The sequence below is a fragment of the Nocardioides cremeus genome (assembly GCF_030518195.1).
Lineage (GTDB): Bacteria > Actinomycetota > Actinomycetes > Propionibacteriales > Nocardioidaceae > Nocardioides > Nocardioides cremeus.
Genome location: NZ_JAULSC010000004.1, coordinates 262,152 through 276,707 on the forward strand (window position 1 = coordinate 262,152; position 14,556 = coordinate 276,707).

Annotated in this window: 14 protein-coding genes; 8 read left to right on the forward strand and 6 right to left on the reverse strand. The window is 70.2% G+C overall.

Translation table 11 applies throughout. The features are described 5' to 3' along the window. Nucleotides 1-14 precede the first annotated feature (14 nt). The 3 genes from QWJ41_RS06955 to QWJ41_RS06965 all read left to right on the forward strand — a co-directional run bounded on the left by QWJ41_RS06955 (nucleotide 15) and on the right by QWJ41_RS06965 (nucleotide 2,987). Nucleotides 15-1,256: an arginine deiminase gene (locus QWJ41_RS06955; protein ID WP_302706763.1), complete on the forward strand. Its 1,242-nt coding sequence runs from the start codon at nucleotides 15-17 to the stop codon at nucleotides 1,254-1,256. Nucleotides 1,257-1,447: 191 nt separating this feature from the next. Further along, on the forward strand, nucleotides 1,448-1,837 hold the full coding sequence (locus tag QWJ41_RS06960) for a cyclic nucleotide-binding domain-containing protein (RefSeq protein ID WP_302706764.1): 390 nt from the start codon (nucleotides 1,448-1,450) through the stop codon (nucleotides 1,835-1,837). Between the two features lie 4 nt (nucleotides 1,838-1,841). Then, entirely contained in the window at nucleotides 1,842-2,987 is a 1,146-nt protein-coding gene (locus QWJ41_RS06965; RefSeq protein ID WP_302706765.1) for an adenylate/guanylate cyclase domain-containing protein, read from the forward strand. A gap of 4 nt (nucleotides 2,988-2,991) precedes the next feature. Here QWJ41_RS06965 and QWJ41_RS06970 read toward each other — a convergent pair whose 3' ends face one another. From QWJ41_RS06970 to QWJ41_RS06985, 4 genes are all read right to left on the reverse strand, one after another. Next, nucleotides 2,992-3,954, reverse strand: coding sequence for a DUF5926 family protein (locus tag QWJ41_RS06970; protein ID WP_302706766.1), 963 nt, complete (start codon nucleotides 3,952-3,954; stop codon nucleotides 2,992-2,994). 29 nt (nucleotides 3,955-3,983) lie between these two features. Continuing rightward, nucleotides 3,984-4,775 carry a glycerophosphodiester phosphodiesterase gene (locus QWJ41_RS06975; protein WP_302706767.1) on the reverse strand — a complete coding sequence of 264 codons (792 nt, stop codon included), beginning with the start codon at nucleotides 4,773-4,775 and terminating at the stop codon, nucleotides 3,984-3,986. 42 nt (nucleotides 4,776-4,817) lie between these two features. Next, nucleotides 4,818-5,102 (reverse strand): hypothetical protein, encoded by a 285-nt coding sequence (locus tag QWJ41_RS06980; RefSeq protein ID WP_302706769.1) that lies wholly within the window; start codon nucleotides 5,100-5,102, stop codon nucleotides 4,818-4,820. A 282-nt stretch (nucleotides 5,103-5,384) separates the two neighbouring features. Next, entirely contained in the window at nucleotides 5,385-6,590 is a 1,206-nt protein-coding gene (locus QWJ41_RS06985; protein WP_302706770.1) for an ATP-binding protein, read from the reverse strand. A 94-nt stretch (nucleotides 6,591-6,684) separates the two neighbouring features. Here QWJ41_RS06985 and QWJ41_RS06990 point away from each other — a divergent pair, with 94 nt between their 5' ends. Next, nucleotides 6,685-7,551, forward strand: coding sequence for an Fpg/Nei family DNA glycosylase (locus QWJ41_RS06990; RefSeq protein WP_302706771.1), 867 nt, complete (start codon nucleotides 6,685-6,687; stop codon nucleotides 7,549-7,551). Between the two features lie 217 nt (nucleotides 7,552-7,768). Here the strand turns inward: QWJ41_RS06990 and QWJ41_RS06995 are convergent, their stop codons facing one another. Both QWJ41_RS06995 and QWJ41_RS07000 read right to left on the reverse strand, forming a co-directional pair. Continuing rightward, entirely contained in the window at nucleotides 7,769-8,773 is a 1,005-nt protein-coding gene (locus QWJ41_RS06995; RefSeq protein WP_302706773.1) for a hypothetical protein, read from the reverse strand. Nucleotides 8,774-8,802: 29 nt separating this feature from the next. Next, nucleotides 8,803-9,921, reverse strand: coding sequence for a hypothetical protein (locus QWJ41_RS07000; RefSeq protein WP_302706774.1), 1,119 nt, complete (start codon nucleotides 9,919-9,921; stop codon nucleotides 8,803-8,805). Nucleotides 9,922-10,683: 762 nt separating this feature from the next. On the opposite strand from QWJ41_RS07000, the gene QWJ41_RS07005 reads away from it, so the two are divergent. From QWJ41_RS07005 to QWJ41_RS07020, 4 genes are all read left to right on the forward strand, one after another. Then, nucleotides 10,684-11,052, forward strand: coding sequence for a hypothetical protein (locus QWJ41_RS07005; protein ID WP_302706776.1), 369 nt, complete (start codon nucleotides 10,684-10,686; stop codon nucleotides 11,050-11,052). Nucleotides 11,053-11,305: 253 nt separating this feature from the next. Beyond that, nucleotides 11,306-12,022: a hypothetical protein gene (locus QWJ41_RS07010; RefSeq protein WP_302706778.1), complete on the forward strand. Its 717-nt coding sequence runs from the start codon at nucleotides 11,306-11,308 to the stop codon at nucleotides 12,020-12,022. A gap of 143 nt (nucleotides 12,023-12,165) precedes the next feature. Then, complete coding sequence (locus QWJ41_RS07015; RefSeq protein ID WP_302706780.1) at nucleotides 12,166-13,410, forward strand: hypothetical protein; 1,245 nt, start codon at nucleotides 12,166-12,168, stop codon at nucleotides 13,408-13,410. Further along, nucleotides 13,407-14,438 carry a hypothetical protein gene (locus QWJ41_RS07020; RefSeq protein ID WP_302706782.1) on the forward strand — a complete coding sequence of 344 codons (1,032 nt, stop codon included), beginning with the start codon at nucleotides 13,407-13,409 and terminating at the stop codon, nucleotides 14,436-14,438. The genes QWJ41_RS07015 and QWJ41_RS07020 overlap by 4 nt, the downstream gene beginning before the upstream one ends. Nucleotides 14,439-14,556: the final 118 nt, after the last annotated feature.

Sequence of the window (14,556 nt, forward strand, 5' to 3'; positions counted from 1 at the left end):
CTAGGGTGTGGCCCATGACTGCGAGCCCGCACCCGAGCGCCGACCGACCCACGCACGGCGCCGACAGCGAGGTCGGCCGGCTGCGCACCGTCATGCTGCACCGGCCCGGCAACGAGCTGAAGCGGCTGACCCCGCGCAACAACGACCGCCTGCTCTTCGACGGCATCCCGTGGGTGGCCCGCGCCCAGGAGGAGCACGACGCCTTCGCCGACGCGCTGCGCGCCCGCGACGTCGAGGTGCTCTACCTGACCGAGCTGCTGACCGAGACGCTGCAGGACGAGATGGCGCGCAACCACGCCATCACCGCCGCGCTGTCGGGGCTGCACCTCGGCGACACGCTGCGCAGCTACCTGGGCCGGTTCCTGAAGGACGCCGGCCCCGAGGAGCTCACGTCGTACCTGACGGCCGGCATCCGCAACGACGAGGTGCGCGGCGGCTTCGGCCTGGTCACCTCGCTGCTCTCGCCCTACGACTTCCTGGTCGACCCGCTGCCCAACCTGCTGTTCACCCGCGACTCCAGCGTGTGGGTGCGCGACCGGGTGGCGGTGACGTCGCTGGCGATGCCCGCGCGCACCCGCGAGACCCAGCTGACCGAGCTGATCTACACCGAGCACCCGCGCTTCCGCGGCACCCGCAAGATCCACGGCTGGCACTCCGAGCACGTCGAGGGCGGCGACGTGCTGCTGCTGGCCCCCGGCGTCATCGCCGTCGGTGTCGGCGAGCGCACCACCCCGGCCGGCGTCGAGCGCTTCGCCCGCCAGGTCTTCCACGCGGGGCTCGCGCGCACCGTGCTGGCGGTGCCGATCACCCAGGAGCGGGCCACCATGCACCTCGACACGATCTGCACGCTGGTCGACGTCGACAAGGTCGTGATGTACCCCAACGTCGCCGACTCGCTGCAGGCCTACACCGTCACCCTGGTCGAGGACACCGACGACGAGTCCACCCTGCGCCTCGACGTCTCGGGCGCCGAGCCGTTCCTGGTCGCCGCGGCCAAGGCGATGGGCATCGACGAGCTGCACCACATCGACACCGGCCTCGACCCGGTCACCGCCGAGCGCGAGCAGTGGGACGACGGCAACAACACCCTGGCCCTCGCGCCGCGGGTGGCGGTGGCCTACGAGCGCAACGACGAGACCAACGACCGGCTCGAGGAGGCCGGCATCGAGGTGGTCCGCATCGCCGGCTCCGAGCTCGGCTCGGGCCGGGGCGGCCCGCGGTGCATGAGCTGCCCGATCGTGCGCGACCCGCTCTGACCCCCGAGCCGGCGCCAGTTCCGCGCGAGCCGGCGCCAGTTCCGCGCGAGCCGGCGCCAGTTCCGCGCGAGCCGGCGCCAGTTCCTTCACCACCTGAGCCCCTGTGACGCTCGCGACGGGTGGTTGCCAGCCCGCAACGGGTCCGCGAGGATCACGGCGGGAGGGACCCCGAACCCCGAAAGGTTGTGCCCGTGGCCGGCTCGTTCTTCAGTGCGTTCACCCCCGAGGAGATCGCCAAGATCTCCTCCGCAGGAACCCGCGTGACCCTGCCCGAGGGCTGGGCGCCCATCTCGGAGCGCACCGGCGCCGACAAGGCCTACATCATCTTGTCGGGCACCGTCTCGGTGCGCCAGCACGGCGAGGAGATCGCCCAGCTCGGCCCCGGCGACATCATGGGCGAGGCCGCGATCGTCAACCACTCGCTGCGCACCGCCAGCATCGTGGCGCTCAGCCCGCTCGAGCTGATCCACTTCACCGCCGAGGCGCTCAACAAGCTCGCCGTCGAGCTGCCGAGCTTCGGCGAGGCGCTCGACAACGTCGCCAAGGAGCGGTTCGAGGCCGACCGCGCGAAGCACCCCTGAGCCGGTGGCCGAGGCGTCTGGTCCCGAGGGGCCCGGGCCCGGGCGAGGCGGTACGCCGCCCGGCGACGGTCCGGCGGGAGCCCCGGCCGGGGTCTCGACGGGGGTCTCGGCTGGGGTCTCGGCCGACCGCGTCGAGCAGCTGCTGCTCGGCCACGCCCCGCACCTGACCCGCATCGAGGTCAGCGAGCGGGCCGGCGTGCCCCTCGAGCTGGCCCGCGAGCTGTGGCGGCTGCTGGGCTTCGCCGAGACCGCCGACGACGACGTCGCGTTCACCGAGGCCGACGTCGAGGCGCTGCGCCTGAGCGCCGAGCTGACCGGGCTGGGGGTCCTGGGCCAGGACTCGCAGGCCGCGCTGGTGCGCACCTGGGGTCGCTCCTTCGCCCGCCTGGCCGAGTGGCAGACCACGCTGCTGGCCCGGGTCGCGGCCGAGCACGCCGCCGGTGAGGCCGGTGCCGACGGTGACCCTGCCGACCCCGCTGGCACGGTGGAGGCGATGGCGGCGCTGGTCGCCGAGGTGCTGCCGCGCGTCGAGCAACTGCAGACCTACGCGTGGAAGCGGCACCTGGCCGGCGCGTCGAGCCGGCTGCTGGCGCTCAGCGACCAGGCGGCCAGCGCGGGCCCCGACGCGCCCGGTGAGACGGTGCTGCCGCAGGCGGTCTGCTTCGTCGACATCGTCGGCTTCACCTCGCGCTCCAAGTCGCTGCGCGAGGCCGAGCTGGTGGCCTGGATCGAGGAGTTCGAGCACGTCTCGAGCAGCGTCGTCGTCGAGCGCGGCGGGCGGGTCATCAAGAACATCGGCGACGAGGTGCTCCTGGTCGCCGACGACGTCGCCACCGCCGCCGAGATCGCCCTCGAGATGCTGCGCCGCGGCGACGACCCCGACGATGGGTTCCCCGCGGTGCGCGCCGGGGTCGCCTACGGCGACGTGGTGCTGCGCCTGGGCGACGTGCTGGGCCCCACCGTCAACATCGCGGCCCGGCTGACCTCGCTGGCCCGGCCCGGCACGGTGCTGGTCGACGAGCGCGCCCACGAGCGCCTGGTCGCGCTCGACGCGGAGCGCGACCGGGCGTCGTACGCGTTCCGGCGCCCGCAGCGGGCGTCGGTCAAGGGCTACTCCCGGCTGCAGCCGTGGGTGCTGCGCCGGGCCTGACCCGTCAGCGGATGGTGACCTGGCGGTTCGCCAGCCCGGAGCGCGCGGCGCGCTCCTCGGCGCTCAGCGGCGACTCGTCGGCCAGCGCGGCGGCCAGGTCGGCGGCGAACTGCGCGGCCGGGTCCTCGAGCGCCTCGGGGCCGGTGCCGACCGGCAGGTCCCACACCGGGGCCAGCAGTCCGTGGGCGCGGAACATGCCGACCAGCCGCGAGCCGGGGGCGATGTCGTCCTTGCCGGCGGCGTGCAGGCGGGCCAGGGCGTCGAGCAGCTGGTCCTCGGGCTCGGGCATCACCCAGCGCAGGTGCTCCTTGGTGCCGACGTTGGTCCAGTACGCCGCCTCCACCTGGGTCAGCCGGGCCGTCGGGTAGGCCGCCTCGTTGGCCTGGTCGAGCGCGCCGGCCATCGAGTCCTTGTCCTCGACGTCGGCGATCCAGTAGTCGAAGCCCTCGTGGACGGTGACGTCGAGCTCGTCGCCGGTCACCAGGTCCTGGAGCCGGGGACCGGCGCCGGGGGCGTCGGTGAGGCCCACCACGCCGGTCTCGCCGGCCTCCGCGGCGGCCAGCGCCTTCGTCAGCACGGCACCCAGGTCGCGGGCGGGGTCGCCGAAGGAGTGCTGGACCTGCAGGCCCAGCCAGATCTCGCCGCTCTCGCGCACCATCGCGGGCGCCGCCATCGGCAGCAGCGAGCAGAGGGTGACCTTGCGGTCGGAGCCCTCCACCGAGGGGTCGAGGGTCAGCGGGGCGGTGCCGGCGGGCACCAGCTCGCGCAGCGCGATGATGTCGCACTCGGAGGGCAGGCCCTCGAAAGGACGGTTCACGAACGCGTCGGCGCCGCCGCCGGGCGCGCCGTGGCAGGCCTTGTAGCGCTTGCCCGAGCCGCAGGGGCAGGGCTGGCGGGGGCCGACCTCGCCGGGGGTGGACTCGGTCGAGCGCTGGTCGCGGGCCTTGGTGCGGGACTTCTTCGCCATGGGCGTGAACCTACCGGGCCCGCGGACGGCTAGTGGACCCCGAGGTCGTCGAGCAGCTGCAACACGTAGGCCGGCCGGTCGCTGATCACGGCGCTGACGCCCAGCTCGAGGCACAGCTCGAGGTCGCTGCGGGTGTTGACGGTCCACACGTGCACCTCGTGGCCGCTGTCGGCGATGCGGCGCGCGGTGCGCGGGTGCTCGCGCAGCTCCTGGATGCCCGGGCCCAGGATCCAGTCGCGGCCCACGCTGCGGCGCACCAGCGGCCAGGCGGCCATCTGGTCGACCAGCTGGACCACCCGCACGTCGGGGGCGCGGCGGCGTACGCGGCGCAGGGCCTGCCACGAGAAGCTCATCACCCGTGCGGGCCCACCGGGGGCGGTCCAGCCGAAGTCGTCGAGCAGCTCGACGACCCGCTGCTCGACGAGCCCGCCGTAGCGGGTGGGGTGCTTGGTCTCGACCGCGAGCTCGACGCGGCGGTCGTAGTCGGCGGCGACCTCGAAGAGCTTGCGCAGGGTCAGGACCTTGCCGTGCTCCTCGTCGACGTCGGGGCGCTCGTCGTCGAGCTCGGCCCACGGGTGCTTCCAGGTGGCGAAGTCGAGCTCGGAGAGGTCGGCCAGGTCCATCGTCGACACGGTGCCGCGCGTGGCCGCCGTACGCCGCAGGTCGCGGTCGTGCACGCAGACCAGGTGTCCGTCGGCGGTCAGCCGCACGTCGCACTCGAGACCCTGGGCGCCGTCGTCGAGCGCGGCGATGTAGGCCCCCAGCGTGTGCTCGGCGTGGTCGTGGCTGGCGCCACGGTGGGCAAGGACCTGCGGCCTCATGCGGCGATCATGGCGCACCTCGCCCGATGGGGCGAGCACGAGTCAGCGGCTGCCGTCCTCGCGCCGCCCCTCGCTGATCGCGGTGGCCGCGGCACGCAGGTTGGCCTCGGGCGGTCGCGACCCCTCGGGCAGGCGCCGGTGCAGCTCGGCGAGCACCTCGTCCTCGGGCCGCCCGGACAGCTCGTCCCCGACGCTGCGCAGCACCCGCTGCAGCTCCACGGTCGGCTCGGCCTCCTGGTCGGCCAGCCCCGCGCCCCGGTCGGGCTCGTGGCGCCGGGCGTCGTCGGTGGGGCCCATGGAGTGGTCGGCGGGGTCGTGGGAGGTCATGTCCCCGACGCTGCCACGGCACCTCCGGCGCCCACTCCCCCGGAGGGGTGCGGGTCGTGGCTCGGGTCGTGGTCTGGGTCGTGGCTTGGGTCGTGGCTTGGGTCGTGGCTTGGGTCGTGTGCCCAGGGACGCGTCAGGGCGCGTCCACGGACCACCACTCGACCCACGACCCGGACCACGACCCGGACCACGACCCCCGTGCCCTCAGCGGGAGATCCGGGCCGGGTCAGCGCGAAGTACGGGCCGGGTGGGCGCGAAGTACGGGCCGGGTGGATGGGAGATTCAGGCCGGGTCGGCGTGGTCGCGCAGGTAGCGGCCGAAGTGGGGGACGGTGAAGGCAATCCGGCCGCGTTCGCCGGAGTAGATGAGCCCCTTCTTGAGCAGGGCGTCGCGGGCCGGAGAGAGCGACTGGGGCTTCTTGCCCAGCACGGCGGCGACGTCGGCGGTGGCGACCGCGCCGACCGGGTCCTCGCCGAGGTCGGCGGCGGCGTCGGCCATCGCGCAGAGGTAGTCGCGCTCCCCCGGCGTCGCGCGCTCGTAGCGGGAGCCGAAGAAGCCGACGGCCAGCTCGCGCTCGGCCTCGGGCGCGGCCACGGCGACGTCGTCGGCGCTGATCGGCGAGCGGGGCGCGTGGTCCCAGACCGCCTTGCCGTAGGCCTGGATGAAGTAGGGGTAGCCGCCGGTGGCGGCGTACATCGCGGCCAGGCCGTCGTCGGTGAACTCGGCGTCCTCCTCGGCGGCCGGCGCGCACAGCGCCCGGTCGGCGGCGTCGCGGGAGAGCCGGTCGATGCGCTGGTAGCTGAAGAGCCGCTCGGAGTACGACTTGCTGGCGCTGAGCACCGCGGGCAGGTGCGGCAGGCCCGCGCCGACGACGATCAACGGCAGGCCCGACTGGCTGATCTCGTGGCAGGCCGCGCAGAGCGCCGAGACGTCGGCGGGCCCGAGGTCCTGCATCTCGTCGATGAAGACACCCACGCCCTTGCCGACGTCGGAGGCCAGGCCGCCCACGTCGGTGAGCAGCTCGACGAGGTCGATCTCGATGTCGCCGGAGTCGGCGCGGCCCCGGGCGGCGGGCACGTCGATGCCCGGGCTCCACCGGTCCTTGAGCTTGGCGTCGGCGCCGGCCTCGCGCTGCGCGAAGGCGCGCAGCACCGCGAGCACCTGGTCGACCTGGTCCTGCTCGGGGTGGCCCAGCTCGCGGATCGCCTGGTGCAGCGCGCTCGACAGCGGACGCCGCAGCCCCTGGTCGGGGCGCGCCTCGAGCTTGCCGGTGCCCCAGCCGCGGCGTACGGCGGCCGAACGCAGCGCGTTGAGCAGCACCGTCTTGCCGACCCCGCGCAGCCCGGTCAGCACCAGCGAGCGCTCGGGTCGCCCGCGGGCGACCCGCTCGAGCACGACGTCGAAGGCGCGCAGCTGCTCGTCACGGCCGGCCAGCTCGGGCGGTCGCTGGCCGGCGCCGGGGGCGTAGGGGTTGCGCACGGGGTCCACGATCGGACGGTATCGGGATCTCTAGTCCTCGCGGCATACATCGCTAGCGAGTCGTAGCCCCACCTGCCTCCGGCCCGCGTCCTAGAGTGGGGGCGTGCCGGAGCTGCCCGAGGTGGAGGCGCTGGCCCTCGACCTGGGGGGCCGGCTGGCCGGGCGTGCGTTCACCAAGGTCCACCTCGCGCAGTTCAGCGCGCTGAAGACCTTCGACCCGCCGCTGGGCGCGCTCGAGGGCGTGCTGGTCGACGGCGTCTCCCGCCACGGCAAGTTCCTCGACATCGACCTGTCGGGCACCCACCTGGTGATGCACCTGGCCCGGGCCGGCTGGGTGCGCTGGCGCGACGAGGTGCCGGCCACCCCGCCGAAGCCCAGCCCGAAGTCGACGATCGCCGCCCGCATCGTGCTCGACGACGAGACCGGCCTCGACGTCACCGAGGCCGGCACCCGCAAGAGCCTGGCGATGTACGTAGTGCGCGACCCGCAGGAGGTGCCCGGCATCGCCAGCCTGGGCCCCGACCCGCTCAGCGAGGACTTCACCCGCGAGCGGCTCGGCGAGATCCTGCAGGCCGAGGGCCGCAAGCAGCTCAAGGGGGTGCTGCGCCACCAGGGCACCATCGCCGGCATCGGCAACGCCTACTCCGACGAGATCCTGCACGCGGCGCGGATGTCGCCGTACAAGCCGGCCTCCTCGCTCGACGACGACGAGCTCACCGTCCTCTACGACGCCCTGCGCGAGACCCTCGGCGCCGCGGTCGACCGCTCCCGGGGGCTGGCGGCCAGCGAGCTGAAGAGCGAGAAGAAGACGAACCTCGCGGTGCACGGGCGCACCGGTCAGGCGTGCCCCGTCTGCGGAGACACGGTGCGCGAGGTCTCGTTCGCCGACTCGAGCCTGCAGTACTGCCCCACCTGCCAGACCGGCGGCAAGCCGCTGGCCGACCGGCGGATGAGCAAGCTGCTCAAGTGAGCCGGGTGTGACCTTTCACTTCAGTTGAGCAGCGCGGCTGCCGCGATGAGCGGACGGGTGGTCACTGTGCGCAGCGGCTTGTCATCACACATGAGCACCACTGCGCTTCTTGGTCACTTTAGTTGAGCAGTGCTTGGCCGTGTTGGTCACTTCAGTTGAGCAGCGGTCGGTTCGCGGGTCCGCCACCAGCGCAACGGTCCTCCCTTGTGTATCACGGTCAGTCGAAGAGGGCGAGTTGGTTTGAGAGCGCAGTGGCGGCGGTACGCGAGGGTCGCACGAGTGGCTTTGCTCGGTCGGCTGAGCGTTGGGCGATGATCCGGGCAAGGTCGTGTTCGCCCTTGGCGCGCGGTGACTTCGCGACGGTGTAGGTGCCGTCCTTGTTGTCCACGGCGAGCCCGGCGGAGATCAGTAGCGCCATGGTGCTGCGGACATCGTTGGCCGTTCCTGCCCGGTACAACTTCTGCAGGGTCCGGGCAGTTTCTGCGGGGGTCACGCGGGTCTCTGCGACCTTGCCCTTCTGTTCGGTGGGCCAGACCTGCGTGTAGAGGATGACGGCGAGGTAGAGCGGCTTGATGGGGTCGTTCATGAACTTTGATGTGGCTTTGATGGCGGTGAAGCCGGAGGCCGGGACGTTGATCTTGCGGATGCGAGCGCCCAAGTGAGGTTCGCGCCCGTGGCCGTCGATGCTGCCGTTCTTGGCGTCGTTGATTCGCTGGAACATGTACCGGTCGGGGTCACGGGCGAACTGGACGATGCAGGGTGCCTTCGAGGGCTTGTAGGGGTGGGTCGAGTCGAGCATGCGCTCGTAGATGATGCGGTCGACGGCGTCGGGGCCGATGTCGAGCGGCACGAACAACACGACGTCGACGTCGGTGACGTTGGCGAACCCTGCGGCGTCGTGCACCCTCGTGAGGTTGTTGTAGCGCAGTAGTTGGTCGCAGGCGGAGTCCACGCTCTTCGGCTGCAATGAGAGTCGGGCGACTTCGCCGACAAGGGCGGTGCCGTCGGTGAAGAGGACGGTGAGGTCGGGTGTGTCCGGGTCGGATGCACCGGTGGGGATCTTGGGGAACCGTTCGAAGTGTTGGACGGTGGCGGCCATGTCTTTGGGAAGAGTGAAGAGGAACTCGAAGGCCGAGACGACGTCGACTGCTTGGTCGTAGGTCTCGTACTCGCGCATGAGCCGTTGCACGGCGGCGCGCGGATCCTCCGGATTCTTCGACATTGACCGTGTGACCCGTCTGATCGCTTGTGTCAGTCCGCGTAGGAGTCGACGAGGTCGTAGAAGGACAGGGGTCCGGGGGCGGGCTCTTCGCCGAGCGCGACGGCCTCGAAGCGGTCGCCGAGGACCTGTGAGAGGCGAGTGAGGGAGCCGAGGCTGGCACGAAAGCCGGGGTGAAGTTCGATGGTGTCGGGCCGGGTGATGAACAGGTCGTAGTTGGAGCCGTCGGTTTCGTCGGTCAGTGCCACGTGCAGGTAGGGGTTGCGGTGCATGACGGCGTAGGCGACGTGGTTGGCGGCGATGTCGAGTTCTTTGAGGACCTCGCCGGTGGCCTGGGCGTCGAGGAAGGTGGGGCTGGCGAGCCGGATCTGGATGGGCCGCTTGGGTGCCTGGTTGACCACGCGCTGGCGGTTCGACATGAGTTCGCGTCGGTTGTGGGCGGCGAGGGCGAGCCGGTTGAGGATGCTGGATTCGAACACGTCGAAGTCGCCGTGGACGAGGGTGGCTCCGGCTTGGCGGCGGATTGCCACGTCGACCACGTTGCCGACGTGAAGGTGCATGGTGCGGACGGCTGCGCCGTGCCGTTCGGCCTCGCCGATGATTTCGTGGTGGTCGGGGCGCAGGTCGTCGCCTGCGAGTGCCGGGAAGGACCGCCCGTAGGAGGAGTGCCCGGTGCGCATCCGACCGGTGAGGCGTTGGACTTCGACTTCGGCGTGTTCGGACAGGGCGGTGCCGATGTCGGTGAAGTCGTCGTGGTCGAGGAAGCAGCGGACCACGTTGGGGGCCGCGTTGCTGATCCAGCCGCCCACGGTGCTCCAGCGGGGGTCGGCGGCGGGCACGCCGCCGACGAGGTGGAAGACGCCGTCGTAGGCGGTGGGCCATGCGCTGACGGTGAAGGGGCCACGGTGGTCGTTGACGTGCATGACGGTGACGGCACCGAGGGACTTGATGGTGCAGTGCCCGTCCTTGGCCGGGCGGATCGCCTCGATGGGGTTCGCGTCTTCGACGATGAGCGTCTCGAAGACGGTGTGCTCCTGAGGCTTGCCCTGGGCGGACCGGACGATGTCACCCAGCGGCGATAGGTCGCCGGTCTGGGCGAGATCCCAGACGGTCGCGTCGAAGCGGCTCATCGCCTGCTCGTCGCGTGTCATCTGATGGCCCCTCGTCTCGGTCGGGCTTGCTGTTCGTATGGTCTCGCGTCTGGCTTATCGACGGTTCGGGTGGGTCGCTTGATGCTGGTCAGGCGACCCTAGCGGGGTGTAGCCGTCGGGTGCAGCGGTTCGCGCAGGGGTGCCTCGGCGCTGCGTGTTTCCTATCGGCACGGCACTCGGACGCGTTTTGGCTCGGGACGCTTGGCAGGTTCCCGAATGGCCGCGTTTTGGTGCCGGTCGGGCCATGGGCCCTTGCGCTTGGAATCGCATGGCCGGATGCTGTCGACGCTGGTCCGGTCGGTGCGATGTTGGCTGGCGCACCGGCTGGTCGGGTGGCCGGGGTGGCCCGAGCCGTGCTGACAGGCGGCTCGGGCCACAGTGCGGCTTGCGCTCCGGGGTCTAGCCACGGGCTCAGGGGCCGCGCTGTCTACCCCACCGGGCTGGCGGTAGGTGCAACCGCGACGCCGCCGACGTCGAGGACGGACAGTGGTTCGGTGATGTCCCGAGCGTAAACCTGTACCTAGGTCCCGGATGCAAGTCGTGGTCGCAGGTGCTGTCGGTGAGCAGCCAACCGCGCGCTGGCGCTTTACGAACCGGAGTTGGTCAATGCGCGCCGACCCACACGCCCATAAGCAGCCACATACGTGCTGTCAACATCTAAGGTCGGCGGCTGTGACGACAACAGGCGCGCCCCGTCGAACCAAGCAGCCCACCGGGCCTCAGAAGTGGTGCAATCCGCCCGACGCTTTCGGCCAACTGAATGTGAAGAAGCGCGAGTGGCTGCCGCCGAGAGGCAACGACCGCGTCGAGGTGGCGAAGTTCCGCGCCGCCGTATGGCAAAACGCCATCTGCGTCTACGTTCGCACCGCCAAGAACCTCGCCCAGTACGGCGAGGACGGCGACAAGATGATGACGCAAGAACAACTGGCGGCGCTGGACCCTCGACCGGACACGCAAAAGAGGTGGAACGCGCGGCTGTGCGGTCGAGCAAATCTCACGACCGCTGACATCGCTACGTTGATGCGAATTCTTCCTGACGCACTTCCGCCGGAACACGAAGTGCAAATGTTTCTCGATGTCGCCGAGAAGCGAATCAGTGCACCGGACTGGTGGGAATGGCCGGACACGTGATCCGGCACCGGGGACCCCGCCTCCCGGTTTGCTCCGCTGTCAATCGGCAAAATATGCCGAGGCGTCGCATGCCACGGCGAAACCCGACCCGCTCTCACCCGTCCGGCTGGACGGAGCGTCTACAGCCACATGCACCAGGGGAACGGTTCTGCCAATAGGCGAAATATGCCGGGGCAGCAAATGCCACGGCGCGCCTCTACAGGGCATATTTCGCGGATCGAAGCTGGACGGAAACAGCCTCAGGATTTGAGGCATGAACATTCCTGCCGCCGCCCGATTCACCGACTCGCCCATTGACCTCGCTTGCGCGATTCAGTTCGCCGGACCCGTTTTCAACACCGACGGCTACAACAATGCCGCCGAGTCCCTGACCTATTGGGTTAACCAGTACGCCGCTGACATCAGCGCCGAAGACGCCAAGGTCGCGACCCACGTCGCGGACCGTCCGGCGAGCCAGCACGCCGAGATGCTGACCGAACTGCGACTGTTCCGTCCGACGTTCAGCCGGGGCCTCGTCGAAAATCTCATCACCGACGCCATAGTGTGCGAGGTCCTGAGGGCCGTCACTGGCGAGGTGCACGACCTCAATGACGCTCAGCGCGGCGACTATGTCGCCCAACTCATCGCCACTTGCCCCACGCCCGGCCCTGCCGGTTGGCTTCGGTTCCGGCTCGGCCACCTGTTGGCGGTCTACTTCGCCATGCTGCCGACCACGGACGCCTTCGCACTCGACCCGCTCGACTACTTCAACGCCGACGGCGACGAACTGACCGTCCTCGGCTGGGGCACCAAGCACGGCGTCTTCCTCGACCTCGTCCACTACGCCCGGCTCAGTGACGAGCATCTGACCGGCGACATCACCAGCGTCCTCGCCGATGGAGCACGGTTGTGGCCCGACACCTTCGAGGGAGTGCGCTACCTCCCACTCGATGACCTCGCCAACGCCCGGCTCTACACCCCGGACGGCTAGTGGGAGTCCGTCCTCGAACGCGACCTCCTGCACCTGCTCGACCACTAAGCCAGTTCCAGCCAGCCAGCCACCCAGCCCGCCACACGCAGAAAGCCACCGCCGTCCACGCCCACCGGCGTCCCAACGGCTCACGAGAACCCACCATGACGAACGAACACCCCGCCCTCACCGGCCCGCGCCGCCCAGCCGCTATCCCCCCTAGGACCGACTCGACCGGCCACACGACCATCCACTCCTCCGCCGGGGGGACCATCGAGTGGACCGCGCGGAATCTCGATGACAGCACTCTTGACAGCACCAGCGGCCCGGACGCTACCCTGACCGAAATCGAACACAAGTTCGACGACAGGAGCCGGGCCGACGACCCAGACCGGAGTGATGACAGTGCCGACACCGACAGCGACCAGGACCCACAGAACCCGCGCCTGACCCTGCTTCACGGCGGGGTTACGCGCACCCTGTCCGTCCCTGCCGTTGGAGCACCGGTGTCCATCACAAGCCCTAGCCCTGCCCTGCGCGACACGACGCGCCGCCACGCACCGCTCAGCCGCTACAAGGCCCCGCCCGCCGGTCCGCCGGTCTGGTCCGCCGACGCAGGCTGGCACGACCTCACCATCCGCCGCGACGTGCCGCCACCCTCACCCGCACTGGCAGCCGCGCTCACGCCCGGCTGGACCCACCGCTGGTTGGTGACTTACCGCCACGGCAAGAACGACTACACCGCCTCTGCCGCCAGTGTTGGCGAGGCTGACCTGTTCGCCGGTGACCCCATCCGGGTGAACTCGTGGCACAAGAACAAGACCGCCCGCGCCGGACTTCGGTTCATGGAAGCCACCGGACGGTTGCACGCCCACGAGTCGCTCTTCGAGCGCAAGTTGTTGTGCGCGCTGGACTTCCACGGAGCCAGCAACATCTACAGCCAACCATTCACCCTGACGTGGCACGACGGCGTCCGCGAACGCAACCACACCCCCGACTTCCTCGTCGTCACCGACGGCAACATCGTCATCGTCAACACGCGGCCCGCTCACCTAGTCCGGGACCCGCTTCTCGACGACTGCACCGCCGTCGGGGAACTGGCGATGAGCAGGGGTTGGGACCACGCCCTGGTCGTCGGCTACCCGACCCCGGCGTTCACCATCATCGACACCATCTCCGCGCACAGCGACACCCCCGACCATCTCGGTTACACCGACGACATCCTCGACTTCCTCGACCGCCGGGGACCGACGCCCTTCGCCGACGTGTGCGCTGCCCTGTCCTCACCCATCATGGGTCGCGCCGTGCTGCAGCGGCTCATCTGGGAGCGGCAGGTCAGCATCGACCTCGCGGTGCCCCTCGAAGACCATTCGCTGGTCGCGCTCCCCGGACGGGAGGTCCGCTCGTGACCGCCGGGTTCCGTCCCGCGCCGGGCGCGGAGTTCTATCTGCACGGCCAGTGGCACCAGATGCACGAGGCCGACATCATCGAAGGCTCCGTCACCATCGTGGACGCCGATGGCGTGCTCACCAAGATGAGCCTCGAAGACCTCGTTGAGCACCCCGGCCTGAGCATCCGAGGCCAGCGCCCTGCCCCGGTTGACTTGGTGAAGTACCTGCCCGAGACCGAGCGGGCACTGGTCTTGCGCCGCATCGCACACGTCAACGAGGTCCTCACCGGCTACCGCTCCGGAGAGCCCAACATGGCGCTGCCCGGCGAACCCAAGCCCCAGTATGACCCCAGCCGGTGGCTCAAGGACCGGTACAAGGCCAAGGCCGAGGAACTTGACCACGAGGCGTACGCCTTGCTCGGCGAGAAGATGAGCGTCGGCACCATGCGCCGCCTTGCCCGCCGCATCGAACTTGGCATCGCGTTCGAAGGTGCCGTCGACGGTCGCAAGCACCGCCGCTCACCGGGTCGCTACCGCATGCCCGAGGTCATCGCCGAAATCACCGAGGACGTGGTGGAGAACCAGCGCGGCAAGTCCACCGTCACCAAGTCCACCCTGTGGGTCGAAGTGCAGCGCCGTGCCCGGTTGCGCTTCGGCAAGGACTGGACCGAGGAGAACCTCCCCTCCGAGAGCACGTGGCGTCGCTGGCTCCGGGACCGCTACACCGACAGCCAACTCACCGGGAAGGCCCGCACCCGCGCCAGCGCCACCAGTGCACCCGACGGGGGGTTCTCCATCAACGTCCCCACCCGTCCGGGACAACTGGTGTGGATGGACACCAACAACCTCGATGTGCTGCTCAAGGGCACCGACATCGAGGACGCCGTGCGCGGCTCCCTCATCGTCGGTCTCGACGCCTACTCGTGGTCGGTGTGCGCCGTCCGTGTCGTCGAGCAGGCCGAGAAGGACATCGACATCTCCTTCGCCATCACCGACCTCGGACGTCCCAAGCAGATGATGCCCGGTTGGCCCGAGGAGGCCCGGTGAAGCGCCCCAGGTTCTCGGCCGTTCCTATACGGGGTGCGGCTCTCGGTTGAGAGCAGCGTAGTGGGCTTGCTCGTACTCGACGGGCGGGATGTTTCCCAGGGTCGAATGGAGCCTGCGG

Excerpts from the sequence above, each read along its gene's own strand:
- QWJ41_RS06955 (WP_302706763.1), top strand. The coding sequence starts at position 15 with ATGACTGCGAGCCCGCACCCGAGCGCCGACCGACCCACGCACGGCGCC.
- QWJ41_RS06970 (WP_302706766.1), bottom strand. The coding sequence starts at position 3,954 with ATGGCGAAGAAGTCCCGCACCAAGGCCCGCGACCAGCGCTCGACCGAG.
- QWJ41_RS06975 (WP_302706767.1), bottom strand. The coding sequence starts at position 4,775 with ATGAGGCCGCAGGTCCTTGCCCACCGTGGCGCCAGCCACGACCACGCC.
- QWJ41_RS06980 (WP_302706769.1), bottom strand. The coding sequence starts at position 5,102 with ATGACCTCCCACGACCCCGCCGACCACTCCATGGGCCCCACCGACGAC.
- QWJ41_RS06995 (WP_302706773.1), bottom strand. The coding sequence starts at position 8,773 with ATGTCGAAGAATCCGGAGGATCCGCGCGCCGCCGTGCAACGGCTCATG.
- QWJ41_RS07000 (WP_302706774.1), bottom strand. The coding sequence starts at position 9,921 with ATGACACGCGACGAGCAGGCGATGAGCCGCTTCGACGCGACCGTCTGG.
- QWJ41_RS07010 (WP_302706778.1), top strand. The coding sequence starts at position 11,306 with ATGAACATTCCTGCCGCCGCCCGATTCACCGACTCGCCCATTGACCTC.
- QWJ41_RS07015 (WP_302706780.1), top strand. The coding sequence starts at position 12,166 with ATGACGAACGAACACCCCGCCCTCACCGGCCCGCGCCGCCCAGCCGCT.